This is a genomic window from Cytobacillus sp. EB106-05-05-XG126, from assembly GCF_058791715.1.
The window spans coordinates 1,039,284-1,052,998 of sequence record NZ_JBYTDU010000001.1; the positions used below are offsets into that span (position 1 = coordinate 1,039,284).

The 13,715-nt window shown below is 40.7% G+C and carries 14 protein-coding genes; 10 read left to right on the top strand and 4 right to left on the bottom strand.

What is annotated here, in order from left to right:
* Positions 1–90 precede the first annotated feature (90 nt).
* From AC3WTL_RS05205 to AC3WTL_RS05235, 7 genes are all read left to right on the top strand, one after another.
* Positions 91–885, top strand: coding sequence for a VOC family protein (locus tag AC3WTL_RS05205; protein WP_492369157.1), 795 nt, complete (start codon positions 91–93; stop codon positions 883–885).
* Between the two features lie 200 nt (positions 886–1,085).
* The gene (locus tag AC3WTL_RS05210) at positions 1,086–2,741 is read left to right on the top strand and encodes an AMP-binding protein (RefSeq protein ID WP_492369158.1); all 1,656 of its coding nucleotides are present in this window, start codon (positions 1,086–1,088) and stop codon (positions 2,739–2,741) included.
* 156 nt (positions 2,742–2,897) lie between these two features.
* Complete coding sequence (locus AC3WTL_RS05215) at positions 2,898–3,050, top strand: hypothetical protein (protein WP_492369159.1); 153 nt, start codon at positions 2,898–2,900, stop codon at positions 3,048–3,050.
* A 94-nt stretch (positions 3,051–3,144) separates the two neighbouring features.
* Entirely contained in the window at positions 3,145–4,014 is an 870-nt protein-coding gene (locus AC3WTL_RS05220; protein WP_048012044.1) for a gamma-glutamylcyclotransferase family protein, read from the top strand.
* Positions 4,015–4,122: 108 nt separating this feature from the next.
* On the top strand, positions 4,123–4,569 hold the full coding sequence (locus AC3WTL_RS05225) for a VOC family protein (RefSeq protein WP_163145129.1): 447 nt from the start codon (positions 4,123–4,125) through the stop codon (positions 4,567–4,569).
* A gap of 88 nt (positions 4,570–4,657) precedes the next feature.
* A complete protein-coding gene (locus tag AC3WTL_RS05230) occupies positions 4,658–4,900 on the top strand; it encodes a hypothetical protein (protein WP_492369160.1) in 243 nt (80 codons plus the stop codon).
* Positions 4,901–5,034: 134 nt separating this feature from the next.
* Positions 5,035–5,238, top strand: coding sequence for a DUF6501 family protein (locus AC3WTL_RS05235; protein WP_048011117.1), 204 nt, complete (start codon positions 5,035–5,037; stop codon positions 5,236–5,238).
* A gap of 39 nt (positions 5,239–5,277) precedes the next feature.
* Here AC3WTL_RS05235 and AC3WTL_RS05240 read toward each other — a convergent pair whose 3' ends face one another.
* Together AC3WTL_RS05240 and yidC are read right to left on the bottom strand one after the other, a co-directional pair.
* The gene (locus AC3WTL_RS05240; protein WP_048011116.1) at positions 5,278–5,832 is read right to left on the bottom strand and encodes a YhcN/YlaJ family sporulation lipoprotein; all 555 of its coding nucleotides are present in this window, start codon (positions 5,830–5,832) and stop codon (positions 5,278–5,280) included.
* A gap of 110 nt (positions 5,833–5,942) precedes the next feature.
* Positions 5,943–6,731 (bottom strand): membrane protein insertase YidC, encoded by a 789-nt coding sequence (gene yidC / locus AC3WTL_RS05245; RefSeq protein WP_222500788.1) that lies wholly within the window; start codon positions 6,729–6,731, stop codon positions 5,943–5,945.
* A gap of 535 nt (positions 6,732–7,266) precedes the next feature.
* Here yidC and AC3WTL_RS05250 point away from each other — a divergent pair.
* Complete coding sequence (locus tag AC3WTL_RS05250) at positions 7,267–8,196, top strand: lysylphosphatidylglycerol synthase domain-containing protein (RefSeq protein WP_492369161.1); 930 nt, start codon at positions 7,267–7,269, stop codon at positions 8,194–8,196.
* Positions 8,197–8,412: 216 nt separating this feature from the next.
* On the opposite strand, the gene AC3WTL_RS05255 is transcribed toward AC3WTL_RS05250, so the two are convergent.
* A complete protein-coding gene (locus AC3WTL_RS05255) occupies positions 8,413–9,477 on the bottom strand; it encodes a glycoside hydrolase domain-containing protein (RefSeq protein ID WP_492369162.1) in 1,065 nt (354 codons plus the stop codon).
* Between the two features lie 387 nt (positions 9,478–9,864).
* Between AC3WTL_RS05255 and AC3WTL_RS05260 the strand changes: the two genes are divergently transcribed.
* Complete coding sequence (locus tag AC3WTL_RS05260) at positions 9,865–11,322, top strand: nicotinate phosphoribosyltransferase (RefSeq protein WP_248347328.1); 1,458 nt, start codon at positions 9,865–9,867, stop codon at positions 11,320–11,322.
* A 27-nt stretch (positions 11,323–11,349) separates the two neighbouring features.
* Positions 11,350–12,171, top strand: a complete 822-nt coding sequence (nadE, locus tag AC3WTL_RS05265) for an NAD(+) synthase (RefSeq protein ID WP_222500779.1) — start codon at positions 11,350–11,352, stop codon at positions 12,169–12,171.
* Positions 12,172–12,417: 246 nt separating this feature from the next.
* Here nadE and AC3WTL_RS05270 read toward each other — a convergent pair whose 3' ends face one another.
* Positions 12,418–13,530, bottom strand: a complete 1,113-nt coding sequence (locus tag AC3WTL_RS05270; RefSeq protein ID WP_492369163.1) for a hypothetical protein — start codon at positions 13,528–13,530, stop codon at positions 12,418–12,420.
* Between the last annotated feature and the right edge of the window lie 185 nt (positions 13,531–13,715).

A 13,715-nucleotide genomic window follows, 5' to 3' on the forward strand; every position in this document is an offset into this window, starting at 1 on the left:
CATATTCATTTCACACTATCAGACAGTAGACTGTGTTATACAGAAAAAGGTAAAATTTATATAACTACTGAATAAAGGGAGAATCTGCATATGAATGTGACGCTTGATCATATTGTCCACTTTATAAAGGCTGAGCCGGATGCTGCTGCTGCAAAATGGAGGGATCAAGGATATATGGCAATATCAGGGGGGAGCCATGAAAATTGGGGAACATATAACAGCCTCTTGTACATTGGGCATTCATACCTTGAGTTTTTATCGATTGAAAAGAATCATATTGCCTCAATGAGCGATAATCCGCTCATTAAACAGCTAACAGAAGAAATAAGAAGTGGAGAAGGAATCGGACAGCTTTGCTTCCGAACTAATAATATTGAAGAGCTGCAGGGTGAATTAACGGCAAAGGGCTTTGAGACCCTCCCAATCTTTGATGGAAGCAGAAAGAGGGCGGACGGAAGCATCCTTTCCTGGAAAATGCTCTTCTTAAAGGAAAATTACGACTATCAATACCCTTTCTTTATTGACTGGGGCAAGGAAGATGATAAAAGATTTGCGGAACTGAGACAACTCGGCCTAATTGATGAAAAGCTGGCTGCTAAAAAAATAGAAGCAGTCTATATAGCTTCTAAAGACTGTGAAAAATCTGCGGCAGCATGGCAGGAGATCATTCCAGCTTCCCGGGCTGATATTTACATAAGCAGTGACGGAAAAGACAAAAGAGCAGCCATTCTGATTGGTTCAGTTAATATCATCTTTTGCCAGCCATTATACGAGAATGGAATGGCAATGGAAGTTCTTCGTAAGAGGGGTGAGAAACCCTTTGCTGTTCAAGTAGCGCCAGGCTTTAACAAAGAACTATCACTATTTGAAGGTCTTTATTTTTAACGAGAGAGAAGTTTCAACTTAAACCTGCTGCCCTTTTTTAGGGCAGTTTTTTTATCTTATGAAAATTTATAAACTATTACTATATGAAAATATTGAATATTCAGCAATATGTGTTAACATAAAATGTAAGCGTTTTAAATCAGCATCTTAGAGAAATCTTTTGCATAATAATTAGATCATATACCAAGGAGGATTTCTGGATGACGGAATTATTGAATCTAACAGTAGGGAAGCTCCTGGAGGAGAAAGCCGGCCTTCACCCTGATCATGAAGCTGTAGTTTATGCAGATCGCGGGCTCCGAATGAGTTATAAGGAGTTTAATGATTATTGCAGGCTTGCTGCCAAAGGGTTAATGAAGCTGGGCCTTGAAAAAGGTGAGCATATTGCCGCATGGTCAACAAATACGCCGGAATGGCTTACGTGCCAGTTTTCAACAGGCAAGATGGGGGCTGTCCTTGTAACCGTTAATACAAACTATCAAGCTGCTGAACTCGAGTATCTATTAAAGCAATCTGACAGTACAACGATTGTACTAATGGAGAAGTTCAGAGACACCTCTTACATAGAAATGCTGTACAGCATCGTTCCGGAACTGAAAGATTCCGAGCCGGGGCAGCTGAAAAGCAAAACACTTCCTTTCTTAAAAAACGTTATCGTCATGGGAGAAAAGCGCTTCCCTGGTACCTATAGCTGGGAAGATATCATCAGGATGGGCGAATCGGTCACAGACAGTGAACTCGATGAGCGGATGCAAAGCCTTGACCCTGATGATGCCATTAATATGCAATATACATCCGGAACGACAGGCTTTCCGAAAGGGGTTATGCTAACCCACAATAACATAGTTAACAATGGATACAATATTGCAAATTGTATGCGATTAACTACAGATGACCGCTTATGCATTCCTGTTCCATTTTTTCATTGTTTCGGCTGTGTGCTTGGAACGATGGCATGCATATCCGTCGGCGCCACCATTGTTCCTGTTCAGGAATTCAGTCCTAAAGCTGTTCTGCAGACGGTCCAGGATGAGAAATGTACAGGCCTCCATGGGGTCCCGACAATGTTTATCGCAGAACTGAATGATCCTGATTTCAGCAAATATGATCTATCGACCCTCCGTACCGGCATAATGGCTGGCTCCAATTGCCCGATTGAGGTCATGAAAGGCGTAATCGAAAAGATGGGTGCCAGAGAAATAACCATTGCCTATGGCCAAACAGAGTCATCGCCAGTCATAACCCAGACTAGGACAGATGATCCTATTGAACTGAGAGTAGAGTCAGTCGGAAGGGCTTTGCCGAATGTGGAAGTGAAAATTGTAGAACCGGGCACAAATAATGAAGTCCCTGCCGGCGCTCAGGGGGAATTGTGCACAAGAGGATACCATGTCATGAAGGGATATTATAAAAACCCGGATGCTACAAAAGAGGCCATTGATGAAGATGGATGGCTCCATACCGGGGATCTAGCTGTAATGGAAGAGAACGGATACTGTAAAATCACAGGCAGATTAAAGGATATGATCATCCGCGGCGGAGAAAATATATATCCGCGTGAAATAGAAGAATTCCTGTATACTCATCCTCAGATTCTGGACGTTCAGGTGGTTGGGGTTCCTGATGCTGTATATGGTGAAGAAGTGGTCGCCTGGGTAATAGCTAAGGAGGGCTCTGACTTAACTGCAGAAGAACTTCGCGATTATTGCAAAGGGAAGATTTCACGCCATAAAATCCCCCGCTATATCGAATTTATAAATGAATATCCAATGACAGCTTCAGGAAAAATTCAGAAATTCAGATTGCGTGAACAAGCAAAAGAAGTCATTGAAAATGCTAATACATTAAAACAATAGGCATATGAAGCCTGCGGGAGAACTTCCCGCAGGTTTTTTCAATTTCCATCTTCTTTCGTTCAAAAGGCTTAAAATATCTCCTCCTCATAGCCAATGTGATAAAGCTTTTAAGAAATTAAAATGGTATTAAAGATATGGGAAAAGGAGCGAGAGCATATGTATGATGAAATGTATGTAATGGAAGCTTTAATGAAGACAAAACAAAAAGAAATGGATTTATTAACACCACACCATAAAAGCTCAAATAACAAATTAATTTGCAGGCTTCCGGTAATTAAAAATTTGGATGCCTGCCAATGCCAGGAATGACGGAGATGTTTCTCCGTCTTCTTTTTTTGAAAAGAATCTTCAGAAAATGATACTATAGTAAACAAAAGAGAGAACCAAGGGGGAATGTTTGCTTATGACTACGCAGAAATTGTTTGTATATGGAACCTTAAGAATGCATGAAACCAATCACTTTGTTTTAAAAGGAAGCCCCTGCATTGCCGAGCAGGCATGGGTATACGGGGAATTATTTGATACTGGGCTTGGCTATCCCTCTATGAAACCATCGCTTGACCAAAAAGTGTATGGGGAACTTTATGAAGTGCATTTGGATCATTTTTCCGATCTGGATGAACTGGAGGATTATATCCCGGGCAGAAAAGACAATTTATACGATAGGGTGGAACAGACTGTCCATACGGATAAGGGGGAAGTAAATGCACTAGTATATGTATCCTCCAGGGATGACCTGCTGGCAGAACCAATTCTTCACGGTGATTGGAAGCTTTACCAGCTTATGAAGGATAAGCCGGAGAAGACCTATTATTTTGCTTACGGATCCTGTATGGATGATGAACGATTTTGCGTGGCCAAGGTAGATCACCATTTCAAAACGATTGTCGGCGGGGGAATATTGGCCGGTTATTCGATGCAATACCTGTTTTCCAGGGATGATGGAGGAAGGGCAGATATTATAGAAAATGGCGGTGTCACTGAAGGGGTTCTATATGAACTTCCCTATGAAGCTGTTGAATATCTGTTCCAAAGGGAAGGTTTTTACGGACAATGGTACCGTCCTGCCTTTGTAAATGTTCAGGCAGAGGATAAATTGTACAAAAATGTCCTGACTTTTCATGTCTATAATAAAAAAGGGGAGCTGCCCCCGCCTGACCATTACGCTCTTGAAATTCTCCGCGGTGCAAGAGGAAGAGTAAGTGATGATTATTACAAAAAGCTTGAACAGCAGCTGGAAAAACTGGGAGTTAAGATTCGATTGGATGCATGATAACATACGACTAAAGGATGAACACAAGTTCATCCTTTTTTCTGTATGGCATGGTTATCGCTTTTTATACAATAAAAACAGATAAAAAATGAATTGGAGGACCTTACCATGCAGGGAGCAAAATTATATGAAGCACATCTAAACTCAAGCAATTTGGAAAGAAGCATCAAATTTTATGAAAACCTCGGCTTTAAAGTAGCTTACACGACAGAAGACAGAAAAGCAGCATTTTTCTTTCTGGGCGAAAATAAAGAGAACATGCTGGGCATCTGGGAAACAAAAGACACCCCTATAAGGAAAAATCATATAGCCTTTTCTGTTTCGCCTGAGAAGCTCCGGGGAATTATTCCGTTTTTAACCGAAAAAGAGATCGAGGTCAGGGAAAGCTTTGGCCTATCACCGGCAGAACCGATTGTCCATACATGGATGCCGGCTGCTTCAATCTATTTTTATGATCCGGACGGCCACTCATTAGAATATATCGCTGTTTTAGAGGGGGAGGCAAAACCTCATCTAAATCCAATGCACCTAAGCGAGTGGGAAAAACTAAGCTAAACCCTGCAAAATTTCATTTGGTGGTTTGAAACAGGCTAAGCGGGTGGTATATAACCTTTGCCATCATCTTAGAAAGAGGGTCATCAAAATGGAAATTTTAGCAGATAATGGCTTTTATGAAGTGGTATATGATAAGGAACATTATGATCATTTAGAATTTGTACGAATAGACCAGATCTGTGAAATTAACTATATAACAATGAAAAACACGTTAACTGGAGAAGTTTATACATTTGAGGCAGATAAAATCAGGCAGTTTCGGAAAATAATGAAGCTAATGCCAGCTGCTAAAGAGAATCTGGTTGCAGACAACCGTTCCTATTCATTATAATAAAGTGAAACTTCAAGCAGTAGGGGTTCTCTTTCCCACTGATTGTTAGTTAACCAATCGGGCCTTTACAGGCAGTAAGACTGCGATAAAAACTAAACATAGAAAATAATGCAGACTTTGAAGGAGTGGCAATAGTGATTCATTTAAACTGGCATGAACGCGAAACATTGAAAAAAGTAAAATGTGTGCACACAGACGCAGCAAAATACATTGTAAACCGGGCTTTAACAGCAGGGAATATCTATGATGTAAAAAATGAAACGGAAGAATTTTATTTCATTGTAGACAATTCCGGAAAAGTAAGCGGATTTTATAAAGACTACTTCCAGGATGCTTAAACCCACAAAGAAAACGGCCTGTTATGGGCCGTTTTCTTTTTACCTTTGTGTCGGGAAAATTCTGCGCACAGTTTGTGTAAATTCATCAAAAAATCCTTCTACTGGATGACCTGCCCGAATATCCTCTGAATATCCTGTCATTCGATCATAAAAGTCAGGGTTAACAGACACATATACATTATCGATATCCTGATCGACGGCTCTCACCTGATCTGAAATCTTACCCTCAACATCCTTAGTCAATTCTCCATTTCCATCATTTAAGCGTGCGGCCACATAGGCATTATTGTCAGTTACGATGACATTTGCTGATTCAACCTCTGGTATAGAGGTAATTTTATCGGCAGCTTTATCAGCAACCTTCATTCTCGGGGAATCATTTTGATTGTCATTGTCCGTTCCCGTGCGGGTAAGATCAATCCCCGGCTCAGTGGTGCGTCCATTTTCGCCATAGTTGCTGTCGTTCACTTTAGTCGGCTCTGTCAAGTCTCTGTTTCTCTGAGCTGTTTCATTCATATCATTATTATTCGTTGCACAGCCTGCAAGTAATGCTGCTGACAGTGCTCCTGCCATCATTAATTTACGCTTAATCATACACTTTCCTCCTTTTGATTTTCCCCCTTATCTTTCCAAGAATAGATACTGTTATTCAAATTTCTTTAAACAAAAAGAGGAGCATGGCATTAAGCCTGCTCCCCATGTCATTACGATTCTGACATAAACTGCACATGATCAGTTTTATCTTTTGTATATAATCTTCTTCCAAGCCATGATTGAAAAACTAAAAACAATCCGCCTGCAGTCCAATATAGCGGCAAAGCTGCAGGAGCATTTAAAGAAACCAGCATAATCATTACAGGAGACAATAAACCCATGAATTTTATTTGCTTTGGCGTTTGCGCAGTCATATTGCTAAGAGTGAACCGGTACTGAAGATAGTACACTATTCCTGCAATGATCGTGATCCAAATGTCAGAATGACCCAGATTAAACCAGAGAAATGAATGTGCCGCAATTTCCTGATTTCCTCTTATGGCATAATAGAACCCCATTAAAATGGGCATTTGAATCATGATTGGAAGGCATCCCGCCGCATTCAAAGGATTCACTCCATGCGATTGATACAAACCGAACATTTCCTGCTGCAGCTTTTGCTGCTCTTCCGGTTTTTTCGCTATTTTCAGCTTTTGCTGGATTTTATCAAGTTCAGGTTTTAACTTATCCATTTTTTCTTTCATCAAGCTTTGATTTTTATATTGTTTAAGCATTAAAGGCATTAATATCAGCCTGATCACGATAGTAATGAAGATTATGGCCAGTCCGAAATTGCCATGAAAGAAAACAGCCGTTCCATGTATGGCCAATGCAAATGGATTGACAAAATATTGATGGAAAAAGCTTGTTCCTTGTCCTCCTTGAGCCTGACAGGCAGATAAGAATATTGGCAATACGGTGATCATAGTAATGGCCAGCAACCGTTTTATTTTTCTCATTCAGGTCAAACCTCCCGCTATATTTTTTTATAAAATAGGGGAGAGGCCTTCCGGCTCATCGCTTTGATCGCCTTTTTTCAGGATCAGTTTTGCCATCCACGACTGAATCGAATCGCAAATAAAGGTCCGATCCATGCAAAACTCTGGAAGGTTTTCATATTCATTTTGTTCATTCCAGATATTTCCAGTACTATAAAAAGCATGCTTTATTTTCCAAATGATTAACAGCTTAGCAGCTAATCCAATGATATATGTTAAATAAAGAGTATATTCTGATGAAATAAAAGACGATTCAATTAATAGTTCAAAGATGTCAGTTCACCTCTATTCACATATTTAAGTATAATTGAATGCTGTATTGATAACAATTGCAGATATTGAACCATTTGCAAAAACTTATTTCTTGTCCATTCTATTGTCACTAAATAGGAATATAATAGGAAAAAGTATATATATATTAAGCTTTTATGATACACTCTATCAGGGAGATTAAATTATCTCTAGTTCTCTAAATGAATGGTGGGGTATTTTGTCCTTGTTAAAACAAAAAACAATTATTACGCTTGCCAAACTCCTTGTACCCTTATTCATTTTGCTGTTTGTCATGCTTGAAGCAAAAGGGATATTCACTGATTTTAATTGGGCTCTCCTTGAGCTTTATGTTGACCGGCTAACTGTCCGCCGAATATTTTTTATCCTTTTATTGGGACTGGCTGCCCTTTTTCCAATGTATTTTTATGATGAAATATTGCAAAGGCTTTTCAGAATTAGGGTTCCTAAAAAAAAGCTTTTATTTTATTCTTTATCTGCTAACGCATTCTCGAACTTTATTGGACTGGGAGGTGTGGCAGGGGCTACACTCAGGTCCTATTTTTATAAAGATTACCTGACAGGCAGTACACCGTATATTAAAATAATTGCCAAACTGTCACTTTTTTACCTTACAGGCTTGTCTATATTGTCATGGGTCGTCCTATTTACCGATTTACATTTGTATGATGATGTAAAGCTTATAAAACTCGCAGTCTGGGCTGTCGCCGCTTACACACCGCTGCTGCTGGGCGTTTACTTTTTTAAGTCGTCATTTTGGAATACAAAGCACATCAAAAAGGGGTTTGCAGGGGAACTGCTGACGGTTTCATTACTTGAGTGGCTATTTATTATTATATGTATCTGGGGAATTGCCAGAGCCCTTGAAGTATCGATTCCATTTTTTGTTTTGTTTCCGATTGTCATCATCTCTGCTTGTGCCGGTATTGCGAGTATGATACCAGGCGGAATAGGATCCTTTGACTTTGTATTTTTGATCGGACTGGAATCACAGGGTGTCCCATCAGAACTGGGGCTTTTGATTCTCATGTTCTACCGTCTCAGCTATTATATCGTTCCTGTGTTTATCGGCACACCGTTTATCATGAATCAGTTTTGGAATAACGGGATGCCAAAGAACAGCTTTAAAATGTAAAAGAGCCTTTAGGGGCTCTTTATTTTTGCTGTCTAGCTCCAGCGGCTACCCCCTCGAGGTCACAAGCCAATCCTCCCAAAAAGGCAAAGGACGCCTTTCCGTGAGGCTCGACTTGTGCTTGAGGCCCCCAGGATGGGGGTCATGCAGACGTTGCCACAGGACGTGGCGTTCTTAGTCTGCGTTCCTTCGTGGGCAAGGCGCTTCCGCTTTTCTTATTTACCAAAAAACATCCAGAATGTCTTTGTTAAATAAGTTCGTATCTATATTACATGCCTCCGCATCAATTCCATACTGCCAGCCTGCAATCAGTGAGTTATCCGGAGCTTCAGGTTTATATTCAGGAGCTTGTGCCTCAGCGGTGATTCCTTTATTCGGCGCTGCAGTCCATATATATGTGTTTTCAAGAAGGAGAGTGTTTTCGGCTGCAGCCTGATCGAAAGCTTTCCTCAGGGCCTTTTCCTTATCAAAAATTCCATAAATACCAGGTTCATAGGGTGATTCTGACATGGCTTGATACCAGCCTTTTATAAAAGAAGAGTCGACAGGATAATTAGGCTCGATATCCGCAAAAACCGCGACACCCTCGGGTATTCCCAGCTCCTTTGCCAATTGAACAGCTGCTCTTGCTTCACTCTGTCCATTTTCAAGGCCTGTTGCATCATTAAATCGATTCCATATCACGAGTAATTTAATATCATTGCCCTGCAGCAGTTCGGCTTCTTCTGGTGTAATGCCTGCTGATACACCTTCTTTTTCACCTAAATACCGTCCCCATACTTTAGGAGATCCAAAGTTTTCACGAACACAAGAAATCAAGTCGCTTGAAGTGAGACTTGCCGAGTCTACACCCCAAACGACTTCATCATCCCCAGATTGGCCGTCCTGGTCATTTCCCTTATCCTTATCGCCGCTGCTGTTTTCCTTTTCATTATCTTTTTGACCGGAGTCCTGATTTTTATCAGCCTTATTTTTTATCGTATTTGTTACATTCACATCCACATTTACTTCTATATCATTCGTAACATTATTATCAATTTGACTATCTTCACCATTATTTAAATTGTTGTCGATTGAATTATTCACATTGGCTTTATTGCCTTTGATATTATTTTTTACTTCATTCGAGATATCACTTTCATGGCTTTTACTATGGCCATCTGGAACGGTCTCTGTTTTTGGCGGCTCGGCATCCTTTGAATCCATAAGCGAAAAAGTAAAGAGCGAAATCATTACGGCAAAAAATGCGGTCACAACGAAAGGCAAAAGACCCCGTCTATCCATATCTCACAGCCCTCCTTGTCAGTTCATGACATCTTATGCTGAGGGCGGAAGGTTGGTGATTCCAGCAAAAGGGGAGCGAAGAATGGTTTCTTATTTTAAAATAATATCGCAGCTGCTGATATTCGGGAAATAACCTTGAAGCGTTATAACAGGATAGTATCGCTTGTTCAAAATAACGAACAAGCGCTTGAGAATGTGTAAAAAAGTCTTAAATGGGTAAATATCCGTATATATTCAGGCTGAAAAATTTGCTTAAGGCTTTGAACTTCACTACTATTAAAATAATAGGCAAATTTTTCATCCATTTAAGTTGAGAAAGATGGGAATGGGGGATACTAGCCAATAAAAGAAATACATAAGGAAGATTTGTCACAGGAGGTTGCGATTATGCACAGGGAATTTGCGGATGATAGTATAGCTTTGCATACTGATTTGTACCAGATAAATATGGCGCAGACTTATTGGGAAGACAATATACATAATCGAAAAGCGGTCTTTGAAGTATATTTTAGGAAGCTCCCTTTTGGGAATGGATATGGTGTTTTTGCAGGGCTCGAAAGAGTGATCGAGTATATTGAGAATTTCAGATTCACCGAGAGTGACCTGCAGTACTTAAAAAACGAATTGAATTATGCGGACGATTTCCTCGAATATCTTAAAAACATGACTTTTTCAGGAACCATTAAATCAATGGAAGAAGGAGAGCTTGTGTTTGGCAATGAGCCGATTATGCGTGTAGAAGCTCCGCTGGCAGAAGCCCAGATCGTAGAAACAGCACTATTAAATATTATAAATTACCAAACCTTGATTGCGACAAAAGCTACACGAATCAAAGAAGTCATTGGGGATGGGACAGCTATGGAATTTGGTTCCAGAAGGGCACAGGAAATGGACGCTGCCATCTGGGGAACAAGAGCAGCATATATAGGAGGTTTTGATGCGACATCTAACGTTAGAGCCGGCAAGAAATTTGGCATTCCAGCTGCAGGAACCCATGCCCATTCTTTTGTACAGGCATATCAGGATGAGTATACCGCTTTTAAGAAATATGCCCAGACTCATAAAGACTGTGTTTTTCTCGTAGATACCTATGACACGCTGAAATCCGGAGTCCCGAACGCCATTAAAGTCGCCCGGGAAATGGAAAGTCAAATCAACTTTAAAGGAATTAGACTGGATAGCGGGGACTTGGCGTATCTGTCCAAAGAAGCAAGGAAAATGCTGGATAAAGCCGGTTTTCATGACACTAAGATTATTGCATCAAATGATCTGGATGAATACACCATCATTAACCTAAAAGCTCAAGGAGCGAAAATCGATATTTGGGGCATTGGCACAAAATTGATCACGGCTTATGAGCAGCCAGCATTAGGAGCTGTTTATAAACTCGTTTCAATAGAAAATGAAGATGGCAAGATGACTGACACAATAAAAATTAGCGGCAATCCGGAAAAAGTAACCACTCCCGGCCTAAAGAAAGTATATCGGATTATTAACAAAGACAACCATAAATCAGAGGGAGACTATATTGCACTGGATCATGAGAATCCTCAAGCAGAACCTAGGCTTAAGATGTTCCATCCAGTTCACACGTTCGTAAGCAAATTCGTTACCAATTTCGAAGCGAGAGAATTGCATAAAGTGATTTTTCAGGAAGGGAAGCTTACCTATAAAGTTCCATCCTTAAAAGAGATGCAGAGCTTTGCAAAGGAAAATCTCAACGTATTATGGGATGAGTACCGCCGTTCTTTAAATCCGGAGGAATACCCGGTCGACCTGAGCCAGGAGTGCTGGGATAATAAAATGAACATGATCAGCCAGGTTAAACAAAATATAAAGAGCTGAAGCTATAGGAAGAGGGAGGAACCTGCAATGAATAGGCAAAAAGAAATTATGGAAAATTTAAATGTGAATCCAGCAATTGATCCAAAAAAAGAAATAAAAAACAGAATCCAGTTTTTAAAGGATTACCTTGTTAAAACGAATGCCAAAGGGTATGTACTGGGCATAAGCGGCGGCCAGGATTCCACTCTCGCCGGAAGACTTGCCCAGCTCGCTGTTGAAGAATTGCGAAAAGAAGGCAAGGAGGCAACATTCATGGCAGTCCGCCTGCCATATGGTGTACAGCAGGATGAAAAGGATGCCCAGCTGGCGCTTTCCTTTATCCAGGCTGACCGTGAGGTTGTATTTAATATTAAAAATGCAGTTGATGAAGTAAAAACCGAATATGATCGTATATTGCCGGAGGAACCGTTAAAGGATTATCACAAAGGCAATGTGAAAGCCCGCATGAGAATGATCGCCCAATATGCAATTGGCGGCCAATTTGGCTTGCTGGTTATCGGAACAGATCACGCAGCAGAAGCAGTGACAGGATTTTACACAAAATATGGTGATGGCGGAGCAGATATCCTGCCATTATCCGGACTGACTAAAAGACAGGGAAAGGCACTGCTTAAAGAGCTTGGAGCAGAAGAAAGACTTTACTTAAAAGTGCCGACTGCCGATCTTCTGGACCAGAAACCGGGACAGGCTGATGAAACAGAACTGGGTATTTCATATGATGAATTGGACGATTACCTGGAAGGAAAATCAGTAAGTCCGGAAGCAGCAGAAAAGATTGAAAACCGTTACTTCGTTTCCGAACATAAGCGCCAGATGCCTGCATCCATGCACGATAATTGGTGGAAATAAGCCCACACAAAAAAGGAAAATCCCTCGGGATTTTCCTTTACTTTTGAGCTAATTTGTTTGAAACTTCCTGTAAAGTGAAACTTCAATCAGTGGGGGTGTACTCTATCCCCAATGATTGTTAGTCCCGTTCTAGTGTCGCTAAGATCTCCGCTAGCGCTTCGATCAATCGACACTACGAACCCGATTGGTTCAACTAAGCCTCTGCCTGCGCGTCGGCAAGTTTCACTGTATCTCACCAATCGGGCCTTACGGGCAGTTTGACCCCCGCTTATTATCCTCCATGGATTCCTCTGAGTCTTGAAGCGGGGTCTTACTGCCCGTTAGACTGCGATAAAATCTCTCCGGTTCATCCACATTCAGAACGATGCGGCTTGCTTTTCTTTTCATACCGTACATAAGCTCATAAACTGCCGGCTCCTTAAGTATAATTTCGAACATCGGCTTTTCCTGGATAAGATCAGGCAATCTGGCATCAAATATATCATTCATTTCTTTTCTGCTCAACTTTTCGGGACCATCATAATAGTTGATTTCTTTAACATCTTCCAATGGAAGGTACATGCTTTTTGAGAATCCTGACTGCAGCAGCAAATGAGAATCAGTAAGGACGAAAGGGGTTAAGCGGGTGGCGTTGATCTCGGCCAGAAAGTATATAATGCCATATATATTTGCTATTAAGATGATATATGCCACAATAGCATTCCATGAATGAAGCCAATAATGAAGTCCGATCGATTCAATGGCTATCGCATGGATCAGCATAATATAAACAGCATTTACACTTGTTTTTTGATGGTATGTGAAACTATCTCCATGCTTTATGGAGGGCTTCTTTTTCCATGAAAACAGGGCATAATTAAACATAGCGAATTCAGTCATAAATACAGTTCCTAACCTATTATTCGGCAAATGCGTTTCAGCCGCCCTTTTAACATTAAAGAGAAATAGAGAATTAATACCGTTTAGCCTGCGGTATTCTTTTAAAAGTACAGGCAGCTTAGTAAGAATCTTATAGGCAATAAACAACTCCAGCCCTATAAAAAGCGCTTGGGAAAAAACAATTACATAAGGTAAAAAGGCAAACTGCGAAAATTGGCTGGCAGGGATAATAAAATAGGCAGCTCCGTATCCTGCTAAAATAACTGCTCCTAAATACTTCAGCGAATACCTTTTCCGAAGGATAAGGAAATACGCCAATAAGGGTACAACAACCAGCAAGTCAAACAGGGAGCCAACCGCCGCACCGTCTGGAACCGGACCAAAAAGCGTGGTCCTGTAAAGAAAGTAGTTGGAAAACAGAATCATAGATAACAGCACACCAAACATCAGCCAATTAGGCCTTTTTAATGCATTTGTCATAATTATCCACCTCACTTTAATTATAGTTTATTTGAGGGGTAAATAATATTGAAGTTTTGGTGAACTCGGTATATCTGTTTGCGATGTTGAGTCCGACCCCGTGCGACTTCGGACTCAACGTGTACCAGTTCGCAGTTTTGAGTCCGAACCTCCGGCAACTTCGGACTCTGCGTGCACCAGTTTGC

Bases quoted from the DNA above. Each gene is read 5' to 3' on its own strand.
- AC3WTL_RS05215 (WP_492369159.1), top strand. From the start codon at position 2,898: ATGTATGATGAAATGTATGTAATGGAAGCTTTAATGAAGACAAAACAA.
- nadE (WP_222500779.1), top strand. From the start codon at position 11,350: ATGAATAGGCAAAAAGAAATTATGGAAAATTTAAATGTGAATCCAGCA.
- AC3WTL_RS05225 (WP_163145129.1), top strand. From the start codon at position 4,123: ATGCAGGGAGCAAAATTATATGAAGCACATCTAAACTCAAGCAATTTG.
- AC3WTL_RS05270 (WP_492369163.1), bottom strand. From the start codon at position 13,530: ATGACAAATGCATTAAAAAGGCCTAATTGGCTGATGTTTGGTGTGCTG.
- AC3WTL_RS05255 (WP_492369162.1), bottom strand. From the start codon at position 9,477: ATGGATAGACGGGGTCTTTTGCCTTTCGTTGTGACCGCATTTTTTGCC.
- AC3WTL_RS05260 (WP_248347328.1), top strand. From the start codon at position 9,865: ATGCACAGGGAATTTGCGGATGATAGTATAGCTTTGCATACTGATTTG.
- AC3WTL_RS05220 (WP_048012044.1), top strand. From the start codon at position 3,145: ATGACTACGCAGAAATTGTTTGTATATGGAACCTTAAGAATGCATGAA.
- AC3WTL_RS05240 (WP_048011116.1), bottom strand. From the start codon at position 5,832: ATGATTAAGCGTAAATTAATGATGGCAGGAGCACTGTCAGCAGCATTA.
- AC3WTL_RS05205 (WP_492369157.1), top strand. From the start codon at position 91: ATGAATGTGACGCTTGATCATATTGTCCACTTTATAAAGGCTGAGCCG.
- AC3WTL_RS05210 (WP_492369158.1), top strand. From the start codon at position 1,086: ATGACGGAATTATTGAATCTAACAGTAGGGAAGCTCCTGGAGGAGAAA.
- AC3WTL_RS05230 (WP_492369160.1), top strand. From the start codon at position 4,658: ATGGAAATTTTAGCAGATAATGGCTTTTATGAAGTGGTATATGATAAG.
- yidC (WP_222500788.1), bottom strand. From the start codon at position 6,731: ATGAGAAAAATAAAACGGTTGCTGGCCATTACTATGATCACCGTATTG.